General features: G+C 61.9%; 15 protein-coding genes and 1 pseudogene. 9 read left to right on the top strand and 7 right to left on the bottom strand.

Going from position 1 to position 21829, the window contains the following annotated elements; translation table 11 throughout:
* The first annotated feature begins 62 nt into the window (after window positions 1-62).
* Window positions 63-1706 (top strand): malate dehydrogenase (quinone), encoded by a 1644-nt coding sequence (mqo, locus tag KI237_RS16000; RefSeq protein ID WP_212796070.1) that lies wholly within the window; start codon window positions 63-65, stop codon window positions 1704-1706.
* Between the two features lie 117 nt (window positions 1707-1823).
* On the opposite strand, the gene KI237_RS15995 is transcribed toward mqo, so the two are convergent.
* Genes KI237_RS15995 through KI237_RS15985 form a run of 3 tightly spaced genes read right to left on the bottom strand, consistent with a single transcriptional unit; the run spans window position 1824 to window position 4856 of the window.
* A complete protein-coding gene (locus tag KI237_RS15995) occupies window positions 1824-3131 on the bottom strand; it encodes a CitMHS family transporter (RefSeq protein ID WP_212796069.1) in 1308 nt (435 codons plus the stop codon).
* Between the two features lie 52 nt (window positions 3132-3183).
* On the bottom strand, window positions 3184-3507 hold the full coding sequence (locus KI237_RS15990; RefSeq protein ID WP_212796068.1) for an AtuA-related protein: 324 nt from the start codon (window positions 3505-3507) through the stop codon (window positions 3184-3186).
* Window positions 3507-4856, bottom strand: a complete 1350-nt coding sequence (locus KI237_RS15985; RefSeq protein WP_212796067.1) for an acyclic terpene utilization AtuA family protein — start codon at window positions 4854-4856, stop codon at window positions 3507-3509. Before KI237_RS15985 ends, KI237_RS15990 begins: the two co-directional genes overlap by 1 nt.
* Before the next feature lie 100 nt (window positions 4857-4956).
* On the opposite strand from KI237_RS15985, the gene KI237_RS15980 reads away from it, so the two are divergent.
* Window positions 4957-5853, top strand: coding sequence for a LysR family transcriptional regulator (locus KI237_RS15980; RefSeq protein ID WP_212796066.1), 897 nt, complete (start codon window positions 4957-4959; stop codon window positions 5851-5853).
* A 182-nt stretch (window positions 5854-6035) separates the two neighbouring features.
* Here the strand turns inward: KI237_RS15980 and KI237_RS15975 are convergent, their stop codons facing one another.
* The 3 genes from KI237_RS15975 to KI237_RS15965 form a co-directional block, all read right to left on the bottom strand.
* Window positions 6036-6887 carry a CAP domain-containing protein gene (locus KI237_RS15975; RefSeq protein ID WP_212796065.1) on the bottom strand — a complete coding sequence of 284 codons (852 nt, stop codon included), beginning with the start codon at window positions 6885-6887 and terminating at the stop codon, window positions 6036-6038.
* A gap of 194 nt (window positions 6888-7081) precedes the next feature.
* Window positions 7082-7855, bottom strand: a complete 774-nt coding sequence (locus tag KI237_RS15970) for an L-iditol 2-dehydrogenase (RefSeq protein ID WP_212796064.1) — start codon at window positions 7853-7855, stop codon at window positions 7082-7084.
* 94 nt (window positions 7856-7949) lie between these two features.
* Window positions 7950-9263 carry an ABC transporter substrate-binding protein gene (locus KI237_RS15965; RefSeq protein WP_212796063.1) on the bottom strand — a complete coding sequence of 438 codons (1314 nt, stop codon included), beginning with the start codon at window positions 9261-9263 and terminating at the stop codon, window positions 7950-7952.
* Window positions 9264-9536: 273 nt separating this feature from the next.
* On the opposite strand from KI237_RS15965, the gene KI237_RS15960 reads away from it, so the two are divergent.
* Window positions 9537-10439 carry an AraC family transcriptional regulator gene (locus KI237_RS15960; RefSeq protein ID WP_212796062.1) on the top strand — a complete coding sequence of 301 codons (903 nt, stop codon included), beginning with the start codon at window positions 9537-9539 and terminating at the stop codon, window positions 10437-10439.
* Window positions 10440-10676: 237 nt separating this feature from the next.
* Here KI237_RS15960 and KI237_RS15955 read toward each other — a convergent pair.
* Window positions 10677-12437 (bottom strand): annotated as a pseudogene (locus KI237_RS15955) (sigma 54-interacting transcriptional regulator); the annotation flags it as partial.
* Window positions 12438-12721: 284 nt separating this feature from the next.
* Here KI237_RS15955 and KI237_RS15950 point away from each other — a divergent pair.
* The 6 genes from KI237_RS15950 (at window position 12722) to KI237_RS15925 (ending at window position 21793) form a co-directional block, all read left to right on the top strand.
* The gene (locus tag KI237_RS15950) at window positions 12722-14194 is read left to right on the top strand and encodes a benzaldehyde dehydrogenase (protein ID WP_212796061.1); all 1473 of its coding nucleotides are present in this window, start codon (window positions 12722-12724) and stop codon (window positions 14192-14194) included.
* Between the two features lie 69 nt (window positions 14195-14263).
* Entirely contained in the window at window positions 14264-15031 is a 768-nt protein-coding gene (locus tag KI237_RS15945) for a coniferyl-alcohol dehydrogenase (protein ID WP_212796060.1), read from the top strand.
* 89 nt (window positions 15032-15120) lie between these two features.
* Window positions 15121-16770: a DUF1302 domain-containing protein gene (locus tag KI237_RS15940; RefSeq protein ID WP_212796059.1), complete on the top strand. Its 1650-nt coding sequence runs from the start codon at window positions 15121-15123 to the stop codon at window positions 16768-16770.
* A gap of 15 nt (window positions 16771-16785) precedes the next feature.
* A complete protein-coding gene (locus KI237_RS15935) occupies window positions 16786-18147 on the top strand; it encodes a DUF1329 domain-containing protein (RefSeq protein ID WP_212796058.1) in 1362 nt (453 codons plus the stop codon).
* A gap of 69 nt (window positions 18148-18216) precedes the next feature.
* On the top strand, window positions 18217-19320 hold the full coding sequence (locus KI237_RS15930; protein WP_212796057.1) for a WD40/YVTN/BNR-like repeat-containing protein: 1104 nt from the start codon (window positions 18217-18219) through the stop codon (window positions 19318-19320).
* Window positions 19321-19372: 52 nt separating this feature from the next.
* Entirely contained in the window at window positions 19373-21793 is a 2421-nt protein-coding gene (locus tag KI237_RS15925) for an efflux RND transporter permease subunit (RefSeq protein WP_212796056.1), read from the top strand.
* Window positions 21794-21829: the final 36 nt, after the last annotated feature.

Raw genomic sequence — 21829 nt, 5'->3', positions numbered from 1 at the left:
GACGTGGTCTATCCTTGATCAGGACAGGTGGACGGAATGGCGTTCATCCTAGGGATACACACATGTTGAAGAAAACACACACGGCGCTACTGGGCCTGGCGATGGCGATGGGTCTTGCGACCACGCACGCCGCCGAGCCAAAAAAAGTGGACGTCTTGCTCATTGGTGGGGGCATCATGAGCTCGACACTCGGCGTTTGGCTCAATGAGCTGGAGCCGGGCTGGACCATGGAAATGGTCGAGCGCCTGGACGGTGTTGCCGAAGAGAGCTCCAACGGCTGGAACAATGCCGGTACCGGTCACTCTGCGCTGGCCGAGCTGAACTACACGCCGGAAGACAAGAACGGCAAGGTCGATATCTCCAAGGCCATCGAAATCAACGAAGCCTTCCAGATCTCCCGTCAGTTCTGGTCCTGGCAGGTCAAGAACGGCGTGTTGAAGAACCCGCGTTCGTTCATCAACTCCACGCCGCACATGAGCTTTTTGTGGGGTGAGGAGAACATTGCATTCCTGAAGAAGCGCTACGAAGCCCTCCAGGCCAGCCCGTTGTTCGCCGGCATGCAGTATTCCGAAGATCGCGAGCAGATCAGCAAGTGGGTTCCGCTGATGATGCAAGGGCGTGACCCGAGCCAGAAAGTCGCCGCCACTTGGAGTCCATTGGGCACCGACGTGAACTTTGGCGAAATCACGCGTCAATTCGCGGCTTACCTGCAAACCAAGCCGAACTTCTCCCTCAAGCTGTCCAGCGAAGTGGAAGACATCACCCGCAACGAAGACGGCAGCTGGCGCGTTTCGTACAAGAACCTCAAGGACGGTACCGAAACCGAGACCGACGCCAAGTTCGTGTTCATCGGCGCAGGCGGCGGTGCCTTGCACCTGCTGCAGAAGTCTGACATCCCGGAAGCGCGTGAATACGCAGGTTTCCCGGTGGGCGGTTCGTTCCTTGTCACCGAAAACCCGACCGTCGCCCAACTGCACCTGGCCAAGGCCTACGGCAAGGCGTCGGTCGGCGCACCGCCGATGTCGGTTCCGCACCTGGACACCCGCGTGCTCGATGGCAAGCGGGTGATCCTGTTTGGCCCGTTCGCAACCTTCTCTACCAAGTTCCTGAAGAACGGTTCGTACTTCGACCTGCTGACCAGCACCACCACCCACAACGTGTGGCCGATGACCAAGGTCGGTATCGAGCAATACCCACTGGTCGAGTACCTGGCCGGTCAGTTGATGCTGTCGGATGAGGATCGCTTCAACGCCCTGAAAGAGTACTTCCCGCAGGCCAAGCAGGAAGACTGGCGCCTGTGGCAAGCAGGCCAGCGCGTGCAGATCATCAAGCGTGACGAAGAGAAGGGCGGTGTCCTGAAACTCGGCACCGAGGTGGTTGCGTCCCAGGACGGCAGCATCGCCGGCCTGCTGGGTGCCTCGCCAGGCGCCTCGACTGCTGCACCGATCATGCTGACCGTGCTGGAGAAGGTCTTCAAGGACAAGGTCGCCAGCCCGGCCTGGCAGGAAAAACTGCACCAGATCGTGCCAAGCTACGGCACCAAGCTCAACGATAGCCCTGAGCGTGTAGCCCAGGAATGGGCTTACACCAGCGACGTCCTGCAACTGGACCCGCCACCGGCAATTGGCAAGCCAGGCACCACCGCGGCACCGGCCAAGCCGGCGGCTGCCCGTGAAGCCAACCCAGCGGCTGACATGGCGCTGTAAACCGGACACTGTCTGGTGAGGTACAAGAACGCCGCTCATTGAGCGGCGTTTTTTTGTTCCTGATCTTCGCGAGCAAGCCCGCTCCCACAGGCGTTAGCCGTGAGCCTCTGTCTTGGCTTACACCTGCACCGCGCCGGTCGCTACGGCGAAGGCGAGCATCACCAGGCTGACGCCCCAAGCCCAGAAGAACGTATAGGCCATGTGCTTGCGCAGCTCCACACCGGACAGCGCCAGCGCCAGGTAGACGCTGGGTACCACCGGGCTGATGGAAAATCCGGTGTTCTCCCCAATCAGCATGGCTCGGGCTACGGCCTCGAGGGGAACGCCTGCGGCGGCGGCCACGTCCTTGATCACCGGCAGCAGGGCGAAATAGTAGGCGTCCGGTGAAAAGATCATGCCCAGGGGAACACCGAAGAAACCGACGATCACGTGCAGGTACTGGGCAGAACCCGCAGGCAGAATGTTGATCAGCGACAAGGCCATGCCGTCGGACATCTTCGCGCCGGAGAGCACGCCCAGCAGGACAGCGGCGGCCATCATCACCAGGACCATTTGCAGCGCGTCGGCCGCATGGGCCTTGAGGCGCTCGGCCTGGGCGTCCAGGGAAGGGAAGTTCAAGGGCAGGGCGATGCCCAGTCCGACCATGAAACAGGCATACAAGGGAAAGATGCCGGTGAACAGGCACACCAGGATCCCACCGGTCAGGGCCACGTTCAGCCAGTAGCGCAGTTCCCCGGGAGAGAGGCTGAATTCGCGGTCTTGGGGTTGCGGGCCGTCCAGGTCACAGGTCGCCGCCGCCCCCAACGACATCGGTTGACGACGCTGGGCACGCAAGCCCAATGCGGTCGCGACCAGCAGCATGCACAGCAGGCCCACCATCTGCACCGGCAGCAGGCCTAGCCACAGTTGGGTGGCATCGAGCCCCGACACCGCGGCGGCGCGTGCAGTTGTGCCACCCCACGGGACCATATTGATCACGCCGGCCGTGGTGCCTACCAGGCACAACAGCATCGCCGGGCTCATGTTCAGGCGTTTGTACAAGGGCAGCAGGGCCGGGATGGTCAGCAGAAACGTGGCGGCGCCGACACCGTCGAGATGAACCAGCGACGTCACCAGTACCGTCACCCAGGCCACGGCCAGCGGTTTGCCGCGCGTACTGCGGATCAGCAGGTTGACCAATGGGTCGAACAGCCCCCGGTCACGCATGATGCCGAAGAACAGGATGGCGAACAGAAACAGCGCGGCGGTGGGGGCCACCGTGATCAGGCCGGCCTTGATGAATTCGCCAATCTGCCCGAGATTGAATCCGGCCAGCAGGCACACGACCACGGGAAGGGTGGTGAACGCCACCACCGGACTGATTCTGCGCAGCAATATCAATCCGATAATGACGAACATCATCAGGAAACCCAGGGTTGTAATCATGTTGCAGCCTCTCTTTTTATTGTTGTCGGACGGTTCACGGGTGGTGGATCGGTCAGTCTTGCGGTCCTGGCAGGCGCAAGGCCAGAAGCAGATAACTCAGGCTCTTGCCGTGGCGATCGAGGCCGCAACTGCGATTCACACCCCCCTCCAGGGCATCCTCAAGCACGAAATTCAGCGCACTCAGATTGGGCAGCTCATAGCGATGCACCTTGGAGGGCCGTCGCGTGGCGAATTGCTCGGCCACTCGGGCGCTGGTCAGTTCCCGTAGCAACCACGGGTAGTGGGCCGGATCGTGGGGGAACAGGGCGATGCTCAGAATGTTGCCTTTGTCGCCAGCACGGGCATGGGCATAGTCGGCGAGGGTGACCAGGTTCATCAGTACCACTCCAGGGTTGTGTGGATTTCATCTCGCGGCAGCAGGAAACTGCGGGTGGTAACGGTTTCGGCGAGGTGCCGGCGCACGCCTCCGCCGCCCGCCGGGCCGTTGGTGTAGAGCGACTCAACCTCCGCCAGCAGCCTTTCCAGCAGCATTCGGTCGGTGTGGGTCAGGCCGATGCGCACGCGCACATCCTCCAGGGACGGCGCCTGGGCCAGTTGCTTTTGCAGGTAGCGACCGCCTTGGTCGTTGAAGAGACTGGCGACCCCGGACAGGTCGATCCAGGGCTGTACCCCTGGTGCCAGCAGGTCAAAGCGTTGCAGCAGGATCTCCCGCGCCAGTGCGGCACGCGCCACCGCACCGGGGCCTGCATAGGAAATTTCCGCCTCGCCGAACCAGAGGCCGCGCTCGCCCGCCAGCCCCTTGAGCGTGTCGGGACGCGGATGGCCAAGCAGGCCACTGATTTCAACCCGGTCTTCGCCCAGATCTCGTACGCGGGCCTGGCCCAGGTCCAGGACCACGTCGGGTGTCAGGTAGCGTCGAGGATCGTGCACTTCGTAAAGAAGTTGTTCCTTGACGGTCTGTTCGCTGACCTTTCCACCGCAGTTGCGGGTTTTGCCAATGATCAGGCGGCCGTCCTGATGGAGTTCGGCAATCGGACAACCGAGATGGGCCGGGTCCGGAATGTCTTTGATTCCAGGATGGGCAAAGTAGCCGCCGGTGACCTGGGTGCAACACTCCAGCAGATGTCCGGCCGTGGTGGCGATGGCCATTTTCTGCCAATCGTCGGCCTGCCAACCCAGCCCATGGCGAATCGCCCCGACTGCCAGCGACGGATCCGCGACCCGGCCACACAGCACGATGCCGGCGCCCTCGGTCAGTGCCTGGACGATACCGTCGGCCCCGGTGTAGACGTTGACCGAAACAGGGGCTTGCAAGGCATCCGATGACAGCCATTGTTCGTACCGGGGAGGCGTTTCTTCCAACAGGTCATCGCCTAGCACGCAGGCGATTTTCAGTTCAGGGAAGCGGCCTGCCAGCGTTTGGCGCAGCCGTTGCGCGGCCGCCCTGGGATTGGCTGCGCCACCGTTGGTGATGATCGGGATGCCGGCCTCGATGCACAGGTCCAGCATGGGTTCGAGAAAGTCGAACAGGCGGGCGGAGTATCCGGCTTGTGGGTCCAGGCGCTTGCGTAGCTGCGCCTCGGCCAGGGTCCGCTCAGCCAGCAGTTCCAGCATGATGTAGCGCTGGCCGCCGCGTTGTGCCAAGTCCTGGGCCAGGCGTAGCGCGGCGTCGGGTCGATCATTGGCGAAACCGGCGCCGCAGCCGACGAGAATTGTTTTTGTCATGTTCGTCTTCCACTCAGGGGTGACCCATAGTGGAACGCTTGGATTGTTCTGTGAATTTTAAAGGTAGAATCAATTGATTTATTAATTTTATGAGTGGGCCATGAACGTTTCTTTTCGTCAGCTTCGTGCCTTTATTCTCATTGCCGAGACTTCGAGCTTTACCCGCACGGCAGAACAATTGCACCTGTCCCAGCCCGCACTGAGCTACAGCATTCGCAAACTGGAAGAGAGCATGGGGCTGCAGTTGCTCGCGCGTAACACTCGCAGTGTCGAGCTGACGCCTGCCGGTGAGCACTTTTTACCCCAGGCCAGGCGCATGCTCCGGGACATGGACGATGCCGTGCGCGACGCTCGCGACACCTTGAGTCTGAGCCGTGGCACACTCCGGCTGGCGGCCTTGCCCACCGCGGCCGCATCGTTCCTGCCGACCGTCATCGCTTCTTTCCAGCGCGAACACCCTGGCGTAACGGTCACGCTGTTGGACGGTCGTGCCGGAGAAATCATGGGCTGGGTGCAGCGAGGCGAGGTGGACGCTGGCATCAGTTCGCTGCCTGACGATCTTTCACGGCTGAGTTTCGAACGCCTGGTGGATGACAACCTGGTGTTGCTGAGTCACAAGGATCACTCCGATGAGGGCCAGGACGACTGGAAGCACCAGCCTTACATCGCCCTCACGCCAGACACCAGCATCCGCCCGTTGGCTGACGCTGCGTTGCGCTATCTGAACGTCGATCCTGTTCCGGCCTGGGAAGTGGCGCACATGAGCACAGCCACGGCCCTGGTGCGTGAAGGCTTGGGGTTTTCCCTGCTGCCGGCCAGTTGCACGGCCGTGTTCAACATCGGCGAGCAGTGCGCTGTCACCGCCATCGACCAGCCGGCGAAACGCTCGATTGGCCTGTTGCAACGCAAGCCGCTGGCCCAATCACCTTCGTTGAGCCAGTTCATGCAGCATTTGCGGCACGTGCTGCGCAAGGACGGTGTCAGTCACGGGCACTGAGGTTGGTCCGAGCAATGGCTGTCGCGAGCAAGCTCGCTCCCACAGCCGGTTCGTGCCTGACGCAGATTTCACGGCCAAAGAAGCCCCACACATTGGCGGGTGGTGAAACTTGATCGCATGGCCACCACAACTCCCCCTGTGGGAGCGAGCTTGCTCGCGATAGCGATGGCCCGGCCACCGCGCTATTGAGTGCCAAACATCGCCGTCCAATAGATCCCTGCATCGCTTTTCGGGTCGGTCGCGTACCCGGCGCCCAGTTCGCGAAATTGTGGGTTCATCAGGTTGGCGCAGTGCCCCGGGCTGGCCAGCCAGCCGTCCACCACCTTGAGCGCGGTGTCTTGTCCGGCGGCAATGTTCTCGCCGATCAATTGGCCCTGGTAGCCGGCCAATTCGGCGCGGTCGCCCGGCATGCGGTTGTCGCGGTCCTTGTGGTCAAAGAAGTTGCTGTTGGCCATGGCCCGCGTGTGGGTGACGGCGGCCAGGGCCAAGGTGGCGTTCCAAGCCAGCGGGGTGGTGGCGGCGAAGGTTTCGGTGCCGCAGCGCCGCGGCTGGGTGCGGGCACTGTTGATCAGCTTCAGCAGCTTCTGGCCCTCGGCTTGCCAATCACCCAGGCGCGCCGACAACAGTGGGCGCGCCAGCACGATGCGCCATTCGCGATCCAGGCGGCTGACGCCGATGTCGACGAACTGCGGGTCGAGTACTACCTGGCAGAAGCTTTCCTGGACGGCTTTCATGGCCGATTGCGCATCGCGCGGCCCGGACAGGCTGATGGCCTGCACGTTGACCATGGGATAGGCCGCCCGCGCCAGCGCCTGCTGCAGGTCGCCGATGCCATTGGCCGACAGGATCAGCCGGGAATCCATCGCCAGCGGTGGCAACTCCAGCGAGGCCTGGCCGGCACAGCTTTGGGACTGGCTGCGGTAAAGGTTGATGGACTCGACCAGTTGCGTCTCTTCGGTGGCCGTGGCGCTGGTGGCGAACACCAGGCCCAGCGATAGCACGACAAGGCCCATGACGGATGAAATGGCACGCATGTAAATCTCCCTTGAGCGGACGGCGCCTATGATGCGCAATTTTTGCCCCGCTGGGGCAACGGTATTCACGCTCTTTTGAAATCCCTTGGAGCGGCACCGTTGGGTACCGTTCGGGATGATCCTCAAATAGTGGGATCAACTTTCAGGCGAATAAGTCCATTTCCGTCGTTTCAAGGCCATAAAATCGCAGATTATCAGCTCATCCAGTTTCCGCCATCGACGTTATAGGTCTGCGCCACCACGTATTCACTCTCCGCCGAGGCGAGGAAAATCGCCATCCCGGCGAGGTCCTGCGCTGTCCCCATTCGGCCATAGGGCACCTGTTGCCCGACCTGGCGCTTCTTTTCCCCCAGTGGCAGGTTTTCGTGGCGGGCGAACAGCGCATCCACGCCATCCCAATGCTCGCCATCCACCACGCCGGGGGCGATGGCGTTGACGTTGATCCGATGCTTGATCAGATCCAGCCCGGCGGACTGGGTGAGGCTGATCACCGCTGCCTTGGTGGCGCAATAGACGCCGACCAGCGCTTCGCCACGCCGACCGGCCTGGCTGGCCATGTTGATGATCCGGCCGCCATGGCCTTGGCGGATCATTTGCCGTGCCGCCGCTTGCAGGGTGAACAGCGTGCCGGCGACGTTGATGGAAAACAGCCGCTCGTAGCTCTGGCGAGTGATTTGCACGATGGGCGCCAGGTCGAACAGCGCGGCGTTGTTGATCAGGATATCCAGCTTGCCCACCCGGGCGACCACGGCCTCGATGGCCTGGTCGATCGAAGCCTGGTCCGTCACGTCCATTTTGACCGCGTAGGCGCTATCGCCCAGTTCGGCGGCGGTGGCCTGGGCCCGCTCCAGGTCGATATCGGCGATCGCCACTGTGGCGCCCTCGTTGATATAGGCCTGGGCGAACGTCCTGCCGATACCACGGGCGCCGCCGGTTACCAGGGCGCTTTTTCCTTCCAGTCGTTTCATGGGGTTGTCCTTTTCGAAGCACGAAAAATCCTGTGGGAGCAAGCTTTGCTCCCACAGAGGGGTAAGCCTTCTAGCCACGGGTGGGTGGCAATTGTTATTGCTTGGGATACCCAGCCCGCTTCATCTCCCGCTCGGTACTCGATTGCGCCGAGGCCAATGCCTGTTCCACCGTGATCTGTCCGGTGAGGGCGGCGGTAAACAGCTTGCCGACGGAGGTGCCGATGGCTTGGAACTCTGGAATCGTCACGTACTGGATGCCCACGTACGGCACCGGTTCGGCGGTGGGGTGGGCCGGATCGGCGTTCTGCATCATTTTCAAGGTTATCCGGGCGAACGGTGCGGCGTTCAGGTAGGCGTCGCTGTAGGTGGACATGCGCGTGCCGGGCGGAACATTGCTGATGCCGTCCTGCTTGGCGACCAACTGGATGTAGTCCTTGGATGTGGCCCAGGCCACGAACGCCTTGGCGGCGTCCTTGTGCCGGGAGCTGGTGGGAATCGCCAGTGACCAGGCATACAGCCAGGAAGCACCTTTATGGGTCACTTCGATAGGGGCGGCAGCGAAGCCCACACGGTCGGCGACCTTGCTTTGACTGACGTCGGTGATGAAGGAGCCGGCGACGCTGGCATCGACCCAGATTGCACATTTGCCACTGTTGAACAGCGCCAGGGTTTCGTTGAACCCGTTGCTGGTCAGGCCAGGCGGGCCGTATTTTTTCAGCGTATCGACGTAGAACTGCGCGGCGGCCTTCCATTGCGGGCTGTCGAACTGCGGGTTCCATTGTTCGTCGAACCAACGGGCGCCGAAGGTGTTGGCCAAGGTGCTGAGCAGCGCCATGTTCTCGCCCCAACCGGCCTTGCCCCGCAGGCACAGGCCGTATTGGCCCTGGTCAGGTTGGTGCAATTTGGCAGCGAATTCACCGAGCTGGCTCCAGGTCGGTTGCTCGGGCATGCTCAGGCCGGCCCGTTTGAACAGGTCCGTGCGGTAATAGGTGACGGTGCTTTCGCCGTAAAAGGGCAGGGCGTAGAGCGTGTCGTTGACCGAGAGGCCTTGGCGAACGGAAGGAAAAATGTCCTGTAGGTCATACTCGGCGGGCAGGTTGGTCATCGGTTCGAGCCAGTGCTTGGCCCCCCACAGCGGGGTTTCGTAGGTGCCAATGGTCAGCACGTCGAACTGCCCGCCCTGGGTTGCGATGTCGGTGGTCAGACGCTGGCGCAGGACATTTTCTTCGAGCACCACCCAGTTCAACGTGATGTCCGGGTGCGCGCTCTCGAAGGTTTTCGAGAGTTTTTGCATGCGGATCATGTCGGCGTTGTTCACCGTAGCGATGGTGAGGGTCTCGGCGGCCTGTCCGGCCAGGGCAAAAGACAATCCCGCGAACATGACAAGCGCCTTGGGCACTGTTTTCATGAGCTTCTCCAGAGCTGCGCCTGGGCGCAGAATTATTATTGTTGTGGGGGCCGTGGCGTCGGGCTGAGCGGTTCGTCGCCAATGGCAAGCCGATTACAGCAGCGCCCGTGGAGGCCGACAAACGCAGGGAGGATCGTGTGCTGATACTTTTTTAACGCCCTTAAGTGCGACAGGTGTGGGTTAAAAAAGTATCAGTGGCCGGTCAGGCCGAGGCTGGCGAACCGCTGCGCACTCGGCGTAAGGTGCCCGCTATAACGATAAAAGAGGCGCGACATGCCTGATCACCGAACACCCCTGTTCGAACAGCGACCAGCTGAACTGGAAGTCATCCTGCCTGAGCCCGAACACAGTTTTCGCTGGTACGAGCATGACTACCCGTACCCGATGGCGCGCTGGAACCATCACCCCGAATTTGAAATCCACCTGATCCGCCAGGGCAGCGGAAAACTGCTGGCGGGCGATTACATCGGCCCGTTTGGCCCTGGCCATCTGGCGATGATTGGCCCGGACTTGCCCCACGACTGGATGGGCGACTTGGCGCCGGGCGAACACCTGCCCGGGCGTGACGTGGTCTTGCAATTCGATGGTGCCACGTTGCTGACCTTGCGCCGAACCCTGCCCGAACTGGGGGACCTGCACAGTCTGTTTGAACGCGCCCGCCGTGGCTTGGCCTTCGAAGGCAACACCGCCCGGCAGGCCGCGTACCTGCTGGAAGCCATCGGCCCGGCCCAGGGTCTGGCGCGATTGGCGCTGTTCCTGGAACTGCTTCACACCCTCAACCAAGCCCCTGGCGACGAGGCCTTGAGCCTGGCGAGCCCTTGCTACGCGCCGACCCTCGATGCGCGCAGCTCCGAGCGCATCCATAAAGCCTTCGAATACCTCCAAACCGAACTCACCGGCGACTTGCGTCTGTCGGTGATTGCTCGTCAACTGGACATGAGCGAGCCGGGCTTCTCGCGGTTCTTCAAGCGCATCACCGGGCATGGCTTCATTGACTTGATGCGCAAATTGCGGGTCCAGCGTGCCTGTCGCTTGCTGTTGCAGAGCGAAATGCCCGTGACTGATATCTGTTTTGAAGTGGGCTACAACAACTTGTCCAACTTCAACCGGCATTTTCGGATAGAGATGAACCAGACCCCCAGCGAGTACCGGCGGGCGGCTTTTTCCCCTGCTTGATGGAGACGGTCATGTTGCGCAGTGTGGAACGGCACAGCCCAGTGCGCCACCCAACAACCCGGTGGGAGCGAGCTTGCTCGCGATCGCGGCAGCACATTCAGCACTGATGCAAGCTGACCCACCGCCATCGCGAGCAAGGGATTTGCAGTGGACACCAACCCTGAGATCCATACAAAACCAATGTGGGGGAAGCAGGTTTTGCACCACCTCCCGGAGTTGGTGCTTAGTCTGTGCCCCCCGGCGATGCTTCTTCAATCGATAGGCGAACTGTGCCCGGCTCAGCCCTAATGAGCGTGCGGCCGCTGCCAGGTTGCCGCTGCTCAGTTGCAGGGCTTCGTTGATCAGCCGTGACTCCAGGCCGTCAATGGAGAAGTCCGAGTCAAGTTGGCTGAGGGACTGGAGCAGGGCCGGTTTTTCCGCCGCGTCGTTGGCGGCCACGCCCATCGTCGAGAGACCGCCGTGCAGGTCCACGGAATACGCGTCCACCGGCAGCTGCTCATTGCGAAACAGGTGGACCAGGTCAATCGCCTGGCCTTCTTCGCTGGCGATCAGGCCGCGCTCGATGAGGTTCTGCAATTCCCGCACGTTGCCCGGAAAGTCATAGCGCAGCAGGACCTTCAAGGCTCGCATGGTCAGGCCCATCGGGGTGCGGCCGTACTCTTGGCAAAAGCGTTTGAGAAAGGCATTGATCAGCAGAGGAATATCATCGCGGCGCTCGCGCAAGGGCGGCAGGGCGATGGGGTAGACGTTGAGCCGGTAGAACAGGTCTTCACGGAACGCGCCGTCGGCCACAGCCTTGCGCAGGTCGATGTTGGTGGCCGCCACGACCCGCACATCGACCTTGATGCCGTGGCCACCACCGATCCGTTCGATTTCCCGCTCCTGCAAGGCGCGCAGTAACTTGCTTTGCCCGGCCAGGCTCAGGCAGGTGATCTCATCCAGGAACAACGTGCCGCCATGGGCTCGCTCGAAACGACCGGGGCGTGAGTGGGTGGCTCCGGTATAGGCACCGCGTTCGACGCCAAACAGTTCGGCCTCGATCAGGTTGTCGGGGATGGCCGCGCAATTGAGGGCGATGAACGGACCATCGCGTCGACGACTCAACTGGTGCAACTGGCGGGCGAACATCTCTTTACCGACGCCGGATTCGCCGCTGACCAGCACGGTGGCGGGGGTCAAGGCCACGCGTTGCAAGGCCTGGGTTGCTGCGTTGAAGGCGGCGCTGGCACCGATCAGTGGCTGTTCGCTGTCCGGCAGAGGGGCGGTTGCGGCAACACTGTCGGACTGGCTGTCGATCCGCGCGACGAGCGCCGGTGGTGAGGCGTTGAGGTAATTGAGGTCCTGCTCGACATCACCCCATTGCTCGGCGGTCTTGCCGACGACTCGGCAGCGTTCGTGTCCCATGCCTCGGCATTCCACTTCGCGGAAGATCACCAGTTGCCCGAACAGCCCGCTGACGAAACCGATGGCGTAGCCCAGTTCGGTCCAGCACACCGGATCCTGCCCGGTGCCATAGGCGGCGACATGCTCGTCGGCCTCACAGGAGTGGTGCCAGAGAAATTCCCCTTCGTAGAACCCGGAGTCGGCATCGAACTTGAAATGCAGTGGCTCGACCTTGGTCATGCCTTCAAGGGTGTGCAGATGCGTGCCGGCACGAAACACCGCCGCGGCATCGGCGTGGGGCCAGCGTTCGCGAATCAGCCGGGCGTCCCGGGCACCGGAGCAATAGCCGGTGCGGGTGAGCATGCCTCGGGCCTGCTCCAGCCCCTGGCGTTCGATGATTTCCCGGCGTAACGCACCGAAGGATGAACTGTGCAGCAGCAACATGCGCTGGTCGTTGAGCCAGATACGGCCGTCATCGGGGGAGAAAAACAGACACGCGGTGAGTTCTGCCGTCGTAGGCGAGCTGTTGTCGGTCAGTTCGTTGCTGTCACCCCGCGGACGGAAGTGCTCGGTGGCGATCCGGTGATCCGGCAACTGGCAGTGGGGATTATTCATTGTTATGCCCCTGATGGCGGGTGATCGAAATGATCATCTGGCGAGATAGTTATTAAGCATAACTTTATCAAATGAACAAGCGGCAGCTGGCCAGCGGCCACGTCGGCAGAGGCGTCATCAGTCTTGCACTCGATGCAGAGCATTGATCCAGAGCCCTGCGCCAGGTTTATCAAGGTCCGCGGGCAAAACCGGCACAGCGCTTGCTCAAGCCCTAGCACGGCGTTTGCGTCGATACCTTCCAGGTGCGGCAAACGATGACAACAACAAAGAGCCGGGAGTGTTAAATGTCTGCATCCAAAAGCCACCTGTTGTCCCAGGTGATCGAGTCGGAATGTGTCTTCAACGGTGAATGGGTGCCTGCGTCGGGTCCGCTGCAATCGATCATTGAACCGGCCACCGGTGAGCGGCTGATGCGCTCTGCCACGGCCGACTCCGCCGACATTGCCAAGGCCAGCCGCGACGCAGCCCTGGCGCAGCCGGGGTGGGCGGCGCTGGGCCCGCGGCAACGTGCGATGATCTTCCGCAAGGCCGCTGACGTGGCTGAGCAGTCCTTCGACGAACTGGCGCTGTACGTGGCTCGGGAGACCGGTGCCGCGCTGTTCAAGGGCCAGCATGAAGTGCGCGAAGCCATCGTGCTGTTGCATCAGGCCGCCGGCATGTTGTCCCAGGCCCATGGCGTGGTCTTGCCGAGCGAGGCGGGGCGCTTGTCCTATGCGCGGCGCCAGCCCCATGGCGTGGTCGGGGTGATTTCGCCCTTCAACTTTCCCCTGGTGTTGTCCATGCGCTCTGTTGCGCCAGCTCTGGCGGCGGGCAACGCGGTGGTGCTCAAGCCGGATCCGCAGACCCCGGTGAGCGGCGGTTTCCTCATCGCCCGGTTGTTCGAGGTGGCCGGGCTACCCAAGGGCTTGTTGCAAGTGTTGCCCGGCGCGGCGGATGCCGGTGAGGCGCTGTGCCGTGACCCGAACGTGCGCATGATCGCCTTTACCGGCTCCACTGGCGCCGGTCGCAAGGTCGCTGAAGTGGCCGGGCGCAACCTGAAGAAGGTCGCTCTGGAGTTGGGCGGCAAGAACCCGCTGATCATTCTTGAAGACGCCGATCTCGACCTCGCCGCCCGCAACGCGGCCTGGGGCGCCTGGCTGCATCAAGGGCAGATTTGCATGGCCACCGGGTTGATCCTCGCCCATGAATCCATCGCCGAAGAGCTGACCCGCAAACTGGTGGAAAAGGCCCGGGCCTTGACCGTAGGCAACGCCGCCCAGGGCGAGGCCGCGTTGGGGCCGCTGATCAATCAGCGGCAGCTGAAACGGGTGCACGACATCGTCAGCGACTCGGTGCGTGCCGGCGCCCGGCTGGAGGCTGGCGGCGAGCATGATCGCCTGTTCTATCAGGCCACCGTGCTCAGCGGCGTGAAACCGGGCATGCGTGCCTTCGACGAGGAGGTCTTCGGGCCCGTGGCAACGGTCGTCAGCTTCGCCACCGATGATGAAGCCGTCGAGTTGGCCAACCGCACCGAGTACGGTTTGGCGGCGGCGATCATTTCGCCGTCGGTGGGCCGGGCCATGGCCATCGGTGAGCGGTTGCAGTGCGGCATGTTGCACATCAATGACCAGACCGTCGCCGATGAGTGCGTCAACCCGTTCGGCGGGCGGGGCGCCTCGGGCAATGGCGGCAGCGTCGGTGGCCCGGCGGACTGGGACGAATACACCCAATGGCAGTGGGTGACGGTCAAGGACAAGGCGCCGGTCTACCCCTTCTGACAGGCAGGCTTACAGGGCCCGATGAGCTGAGGGCCCTGCTAGTACACAAAAATAATAAGAGGACTCAACATGAAACTCGACAATAAGATTGTGCTGGTCACTGGTGTCTCGTCAGGCATTGGTGCTGCCACGGCGAGCCTGCTGCGCGCTCATGGCGCCCACGTGATTGGGGTCGATCTCAAGGCACCGCACATGACCCTGGACGGTTTTGTGCAGGGCGATTTGAGCAGTGCCGAGAACATCGAACGGTTGCTGCCGCAGCTGCCCGCGCGGCTCGACAGCCTGTGCAACATCGCCGGGGTGCCGGGCACTGCGAACCCGCAACTGCTGGCGCGGGTCAACTACCTGGGGTTGCGCCACTTGAGCCGCGCGCTGCTGCCGCGCATCAACGCTGGCGGCAGCATCGTCAATATCGCTTCGATCCTCGGCGCCGAATGGCCGTTACGCCTGGAACAACATAAGGCGCTGGCGCGCATCGAAGACTTTAGCGCCGCACAAGCCTGGCTGGCCGAGCACCCGGTGCCGGACCAGACCTGCTACCAGTACTTCAAGGAAGCCTTGATCGTCTGGACCTATCTGCAGGCCCAGCCCTGGTTTCTCGAGCATTCGGTGCGCATGAACAGTGTTGCGCCAGGCCCGGTGTTCACGCCCATCCTCGACGACTTCGTGAGCATGCTCGGCGAGGCCCGGACCCAGGCTGATGCCCATCGCATGAAACGTCCCGCTTACGCCGATGAGGTAGCGGCGGTGATCGCTTTCCTGTGTGCCGACGAGTCGCGCTGGATCAACGGCGTCAACCTGCCGGTCGATGGTGGATTGGCCTCCACCTACATCTGAAGGCGCATCCGTAGAACGCGGTGCAAGCCGCTACCCGAGCGTGTTGGCTGCAAAGCCATGCCAAAAAATAACAATAATGAGAAGCGTCCATGGATAACCTCAAAGATTGCTTTGGTTTCAAGCATTGCGCCCTGTTCCTGGCGTTGTGCAGCACTGGTGTGATGGTCGAAAGGGTTCAGGCCATGCAAATGGACCTGGGTGACTCCGACTGGAAACTGCGCTGGGACAACACCATCAAGTACAGCCAAGCCTGGCGCCTGCAGGGACAGGACAGCCGCTTGGTCAACGCGCCAACCGCCAACGGCCTGTACCCCTCGATCCAGGGCCAGGGCGACAAGAATTTCAGCAGTGGCCTGGTCTCCAACCGCCTGGACCTGTTTTCGGAAATGGACCTGAGCCGGCAAAACTATGGTCTGCGCGTGAGCGGCGCAGCCTGGTACGACGATATCTACAACCAGGACACCGACAGCAGCGAGCAGCCGCATTTCCTCAGTGAAACCCGCAAGCTTCACGGCCGCGACGCGGAAATTCTCGATGCCTTCGTGTTCTTGCGCGGAGACATAGGTGAAGACTCCCAGGGCGTGGCGCGCCTGGGCCGACACAGCCTGATCTACGGGGAGAGCCTGTTCTACGGTGGCAACGGCATTGCCAATGCCCAGGGGCCGACCGATGTCGTCAAGTTGCTCAGCGTGCCGGGGACTCAGTTCAAGGAGATCCTGCGCCCGGTCAATCAGATCTCCGGGCAGTTGCAGATCAACCCGCAACTGTCGGTGGGCGCTTACTATCAGTTTGAGTGGGAACGTTCCAATCTGCCCGGCGCCGGCAGCTACCTGAGCGATGCCGATGCCATCGGTTACGGCAGTGGTCCGTTGCGCGAGGTGTTCGGCAACGACACGGTCAATGGCGGCGACCTGAAACCGCGCAATTCGGGGCAGGGCGGCATGCAGATCCGTTTCAAACCGACCGGCACCGAGCTGGAGCTGGGTTTCTACGCGGCCCAGTATCACGATAAAGCGCCGATCGGGTTGTACGCGTACCTGGACGGTGCGGCGTCTGCGGCCACCGGGTTGCCCATCCTGGGTTCCTATCGCCAGGTCTACGCCGAAGACATCAAGACCGCTGGCGTCAGCTTCTCCACTGCCTACGGTCCGTTCAACTTTGCCGGTGAAACGTCGGTGCGCTGGAACGCACCGCTGGTGAGCAATCTGCAAGTAGTGACTCCCGGCATGGCGGCCGATGGTGGCGACAATGAGTTGTTCGCCAGGGGCAAGACCGCCCACGCCAACCTGTCGGCGATCTACCTGTTATCGCCCACCGCGTTCTGGGACGGCGGATCGGCCCTTGCCGAACTGGCTTGGAACCGCACCCTGAGCGTGACCAAGAACCCGGCCGCCCTGGACTCCAACACCACCCGCGATGCCACCGCGCTGCGGGTACTGATAGAGCCAGCGTACTTCCAGATTGTCGACGGAATCGACCTGACCGTACCGATCGGCATGGGTGTGGTACTCGATGGGCGCTCATCGGCGGTCAACAAATCCGGCTTCGGCAACACCCATTCCGGTGACTGGAGCGTCGGGCTCAAAGCCACCTACCTGCAACGCTGGGATGTCGGCCTCAACTACGTGAACTTCTTCGGCGCACCGAAAGCCGGGCTGCGCGAGGACGGCAATTTCAGTTACGGACAGTCGTTGGCCGACCGCGACTTCGTCTCGCTCTACGTGAAAACCTCATTCTAATAAGGTGGATTCGCCATGCAGAACACAACATTCCTGAACACCTGCGTCCTGACCCTGGCCCTTGCTGGCATGGGGCTGGCGCAGGCGGCCGTGTCGCCTGAACAGGCCGCGCGCTTGAAAACCGATCTGACCCCCCTGGGTGGTGAGCGCGCCGCCAATGCCGACGGCAGTATCCCGGCTTGGGCGGGCGGTTATACCCAGGTCGCGCCCGGCTATAAACCGGGTGACAAACGCCCCGATCCGTTCGCCAGCGAGAAACCGCTTTATTCGATCAAGGCCTCGAACATCGAGCAGTACGCCAGCGAATTGGCCGAAGGGACCAAGCTGCTGCTCAAGAAATACCCGGACTATCGCCTGGACGTGTACCCGACCCATCGTTCGGCCGCCGCGCCGCAATGGGTGTATGACAACACCAGCAAGAACGCCACCCGCGCCACGCTGGACGTGGACAGCGAAAAGGTCGCCAACGCCTACGGCGGCATCCCATTCCCAATCCCGGAAAACGGGGCGCAAGTGCTGTGGAACTATCGGTTGTCGTGGCAGGGTGGCGAGACCATCAGCTCACCGTTCGATACCTGGCTGATGACCGCCGGTGGCAAGAAGGTCCAGGCGACCCGAGCCCTGTTCAGCTATCAGTTTCCCTACTACTCCCAAAGTGGCAGCCTGGAAAATTTTGACGGCAAGTACCAGGTAGGCAAACTGCTGACCGAACTGCCGTCATCCAAGGCAGGCGAAGGCTTGATGACCCATTGGGACATTGACCCGGGCAAACGTGCGGCCTGGCAATATCTGGTCGGCCAGCGTCGGGTACGCCGAGCGCCGAACATCGCCTACGACACCCCGGACTTCGTCACCTCTGGCGTCGGTCTGTTTGACGAAGCGTTCATGCTGTTCGGGCCTACCGACCGCTACGATCTGAAGCTTGCAGGTAAGAAAGAACTGATCGTCCCCTACAACAATAATCGCGCTGGCCTGGCCAAGAGTGACGAGTTGGTCAAACCAAACTTTCTCAACCCTGATCTGGTGCGCTGGGAGAAGCATCGGGTCTGGGTGGTCGAAGCCACGCTCAAATCCGGCAAGCGCCATGTGGTGCCGCATCGCACCTATTACGTCGATGAAGACTCCTGGCAGATCCTGATGGTCGATGGGTATGACGCCCAGGGCAAACTGGGACGGCAGATGTATTCGCTGACGCTGCTGGCGCCAGACTTGCCGGCGCTTACCGCGCAGGTGATGTGGGGCAGCTACAACCTCGATACCGGCGCCTACTTCCTTAACTCTTCGAGTAACGACCTGGCGGTCCAGTACCAGACGATCGCAAAACCTTCGGCTTCTTATTACACGCCGGATGCCATGGCCAACGAAAACATGCGCTGAACCATAGAGCGACGTGGCGGGAGAAAAGCCCGTCGCGGTCGCTGGCGATTTTCCAGGCGGGATAAAGACATGAACGTTGAAAAAAACTTTGCGGGTTTCGCTTTGCGATGGAGTGGCTGCGCGCTGGCGTTGTGTCTATTGGCGAGTACGCCCATGGCTGTACAGGCTGCAACGGTTGCAGTACTGCAGCAGCCGGCACTGCCGACCACCAAGGCTGCGCGCTCGGTATTGCTTGGGTTGGCCCGGGCTGGCGAGCGTCTGGTGGCGGTCGGCGAGCGCGGCATCGTGCTGCTCTCGGATGATGCTGGAGCGACGTGGCGCCAGGCCCGTGTACCGGTCAGCGTCAGCCTGACCGCCGTGCAGTTCGTCGATGCCGAGCAGGGCTGGGTGGTCGGTCATCTGGGCGTGGTGTTGCACACCGAGGACGGTGGCGAAACCTGGCACAAGCAGCTCGACGGCGAGCGTGCCGCCGCGCTGGCGGTGCAGTCTGCGCAGCTCAATGCCGATCAGCCGGGCGGCGCCAGCAACCTTGCGCATGCACGGCAGATGCTCGATGACGGACCGGATAAACCGTTTCTCGACCTGTACTTCAGTGACCGCCTGCACGGCTACGTCGTGGGCGCCTACAACCAGATCTTCCGCACCGACGATGGCGGGCGAAGCTGGCAGCCGTGGATGCGGCATGTGGACAATCCGCAGGGCTTGAACCTGTATGGCGTCCGCGCCTTGGGCAACGATCTGTGGTTGGTGGGGGAGCGCGGTTTGCTGTTGCGTTCGACTGACGCCGGGCAGTCATTCCAGGCCTTGAAGTCGCCGTATGAGGGCAGCTTCTTCGGTCTGCTCGGCACCCGCGACGGGGCCTTGGTGGTCTATGGCTTGCGCGGAAACGCCTGGTGGTCCGGGGATCGTGGCAACACTTGGCGACGCCTTGACACCGGTATCGAGTCGACACTGGCGAGCGCCCTCCAACTGCGCGACGGCGGCCTTTTGTTGGCCAGCCAGAGTGGTGAGCTGTTATTCAGCCATGACCAGGGGCGAAGCTTTGACAAGCGTCAGAGCCGCAGCGGCGGGACGCTCGCTGCCGTGCAACAGGCGGTCGACGGCAGCCTGACCAGCGTCGGTTTGACCGGCGTTGCCGCTGACCAGGATCCGCGGGCCTCCGGTCAACCTTGAAACTTCACGGTGTAGCGCTATCGGGCCACGGCTCGTGCAACAGGAGTCAAACTTGAAAGACGACAGAATCCAAACCGTGATCGGCCGCCAGGAAGACTTTGACCGGGCGTCAGGCAACTTCGCTGAGCGGGCGATCTTCAACCATCGACCGCTGGTGATCCTGCTGTGTCTGTTGGTGACGTTGGTGCTCGGTTGGCAAGCCACGCGCATCGGCATCAATGCCAGCTACGAGAAGACCATTCCCACGGGGCATCCCTACGTCGCCAATTTCCTGGAGAACCGCAAGGAATTGAGCGGCCTGGGCAACTCGCTGCGCATCGCCGTGGAGGTCAAGCAGGGGAGCATTTTCACCAAGGAGTACCTCGACACCCTGGTCCGGCTCAACGACGAGCTCTATCTGCTGCCGGGCGTCGACCGCCCCTACATGAAATCATTATGGACCCCGACCACGCGCTGGACCGCCGTGACCGAAGACGGGCTCGACGGCGGTACGGTGATCCCTGACGACTACGATGGCTCGGCCACCAGCCTTGAGCAGGTGCGGACCAATGTGGCGCGCTCCGGGGAAGTCGGTCAATTGGTCGCTGGCAACTTCAAGTCCAGCGTGATTTTCGTGCCGTTGCTGGAAATCAATCCGCAGACGGGCAAGGCGCTGGACTATGGCGAGTTTTCCCGGCAGCTGGAGGCACTGCGAGACAAGTACCAGACCGATGACCTGCGGATTCATGTCACCGGCTTTACCAAGATCGTCGGCGACCTGATCGAGGGCATGACCCAGGTACTGCTGTTTTTCATGGTGGCGGTGCTGGTGACGGTCTTGGTGCTGTTTGGCTACACCCGTTGCGCGCGAAGCACCTTGGTGGTGGTGATCTGTTCACTGGCGGCGGTGCTTTGGCAACTGGGGCTGCTAGCCCTGCTCGGTTATGAGCTGGATCCTTACTCGGCCTTGGTGCCGTTTCTGGTGTTCGCCATTGGTATGAGCCATGGCGCGCAGAAGATGAACGGCATCATGCAGGACATCGGCCGTGGCACGCACCGAGTGGTTGCCGCACGCTATACCTTCCGTCGACTGTTCGCCGCCGGCATCACCGCTTTGCTCTGTGATGCGGTGGGCTTCGCGGTGTTGCTGCTGATCAACATCCGGGTGATCCAGGACCTGGCAATCACTGCCAGTCTCGGGGTAGCGGTGCTGATTTTCACCAACCTGATTCTGCTGCCGATCCTGCTCAGCTATATCGGCGTCAGCCCAGCGGCGGCGCAACGCAGCCTGAGTGCGGAAACCACCGAACAGCAGGCGCAGATCAAGCATCCGCTGTGGCGTGTGCTCGACTTGTTCACCCAACGGCGCTGGGCCATGGGCGCCATGTTGACCGGCTTGCTGTTGGCCGCGTTTGGTTTTGCCGTGAGCCTGCACCTGAAAATCGGCGATCTGGACCCCGGCGCCCCAGAGTTGCGTGCCGACTCGCGCTACAACCGCGATGCGTTGTTCATGACCCAGAACTATGCGGCCAGCTCGGATATTTTCGTGGTCATGATCAAGACCCCCGAGGATCAATGCACCCGTTACGCCAGCCTGTCCGCGGTGGACGCGCTGGCCTGGCAACTGGAGCAATTGCCCGGCGTGGAATCGACCACCTCGATGGCCGCGCTGAGCAAGATCGCCACGGCCGGTTATAACGAAGGCAACTTCAAATGGTATGAACTGATCCCCAATGACGGCGCACTGGGTGCCGTGCAAACCCGTGCCCCGCGAGAACTGTTCAATCAGGGCTGCTCGATGCTGTCGCTGTACGTTTACCTGTCCGATCACAAGGCTGACACCTTGAACCGGGTGGTGGAGGCCAGTGAGCAGTTTATCGCAGGGCACCAGATGCCAGAGGTCAAGTTCATGCTGGCGGCCGGCAGTGCGGGGATCGAAGCGGCGACCAATATCGTGGTGAAGAAGTCCATGCGCGAGATGCTGTTCTGGGTCTATGGCGCCGTCAGTCTGCTGTGTTTGCTGACCTTCCGCAGCTGGCGCGCAACCCTGTGCGCGATGTTGCCGCTGATGCTCACCTCGATCCTGTGCGAGGCGCTGATGGTGGGGCTGGGCATGGGGGTGAAAGTCGCGACATTGCCGGTCATCGCGCTGGGCGTGGGCATCGGGGTCGATTATGCGCTCTATGTGTTGAGCGTGATCCTGGCGCGGATGCGTGCCGGTGACACCTTGGCCCAGGCGTATTACCAGGCGCTTCTGTTCACCGGCAAAGTGGTGTTGTTGACGGGCATGACATTGGCGGTGGCGGTGTCGACCTGGGCGTTCTCGCCGATCAAGTTTCAGGCTGACATGGGGATTTTGCTGGCCTTCATGTTTTTGGTGAACATGTTGGGGGCCTTGATCTTGCTGCCGGCGTTGGCTTGGTTGCTGTTGCCGCAGAGGGTGTTTTTAAAAAAGCCTGAGTTGAGTCGGCAGGGGGGGTGGGTTCGGGGTTGAAGGGGGCGGCATTTGGATGGTGTGTATATCCATTTC

It is taken from the genome of Pseudomonas sp. St316, from assembly GCF_018325905.1.
In the GTDB taxonomy this organism is placed as follows: Bacteria; Pseudomonadota; Gammaproteobacteria; order Pseudomonadales; family Pseudomonadaceae; genus Aquipseudomonas.
Note: the sequence above shows the minus strand (reverse complement) of the source record. Positions and strands in the feature narration are given on the sequence as shown.

What these genes read in the sequence shown, in the direction of transcription:
- mqo (WP_212796070.1), top strand. Translation starts at nt 63, where the DNA reads ATGTTGAAGAAAACACACACGGCGCTACTGGGCCTGGCGATGGCGATG.
- KI237_RS15995 (WP_212796069.1), bottom strand. Translation starts at nt 3,131, where the DNA reads ATGATTACAACCCTGGGTTTCCTGATGATGTTCGTCATTATCGGATTG.
- KI237_RS15990 (WP_212796068.1), bottom strand. Translation starts at nt 3,507, where the DNA reads ATGAACCTGGTCACCCTCGCCGACTATGCCCATGCCCGTGCTGGCGAC.
- KI237_RS15985 (WP_212796067.1), bottom strand. Translation starts at nt 4,856, where the DNA reads ATGACAAAAACAATTCTCGTCGGCTGCGGCGCCGGTTTCGCCAATGAT.
- KI237_RS15980 (WP_212796066.1), top strand. Translation starts at nt 4,957, where the DNA reads ATGAACGTTTCTTTTCGTCAGCTTCGTGCCTTTATTCTCATTGCCGAG.
- KI237_RS15975 (WP_212796065.1), bottom strand. Translation starts at nt 6,887, where the DNA reads ATGCGTGCCATTTCATCCGTCATGGGCCTTGTCGTGCTATCGCTGGGC.
- KI237_RS15970 (WP_212796064.1), bottom strand. Translation starts at nt 7,855, where the DNA reads ATGAAACGACTGGAAGGAAAAAGCGCCCTGGTAACCGGCGGCGCCCGT.
- KI237_RS15965 (WP_212796063.1), bottom strand. Translation starts at nt 9,263, where the DNA reads ATGAAAACAGTGCCCAAGGCGCTTGTCATGTTCGCGGGATTGTCTTTT.
- KI237_RS15960 (WP_212796062.1), top strand. Translation starts at nt 9,537, where the DNA reads ATGCCTGATCACCGAACACCCCTGTTCGAACAGCGACCAGCTGAACTG.
- KI237_RS15950 (WP_212796061.1), top strand. Translation starts at nt 12,722, where the DNA reads ATGTCTGCATCCAAAAGCCACCTGTTGTCCCAGGTGATCGAGTCGGAA.
- KI237_RS15945 (WP_212796060.1), top strand. Translation starts at nt 14,264, where the DNA reads ATGAAACTCGACAATAAGATTGTGCTGGTCACTGGTGTCTCGTCAGGC.
- KI237_RS15940 (WP_212796059.1), top strand. Translation starts at nt 15,121, where the DNA reads ATGGATAACCTCAAAGATTGCTTTGGTTTCAAGCATTGCGCCCTGTTC.
- KI237_RS15935 (WP_212796058.1), top strand. Translation starts at nt 16,786, where the DNA reads ATGCAGAACACAACATTCCTGAACACCTGCGTCCTGACCCTGGCCCTT.
- KI237_RS15930 (WP_212796057.1), top strand. Translation starts at nt 18,217, where the DNA reads ATGAACGTTGAAAAAAACTTTGCGGGTTTCGCTTTGCGATGGAGTGGC.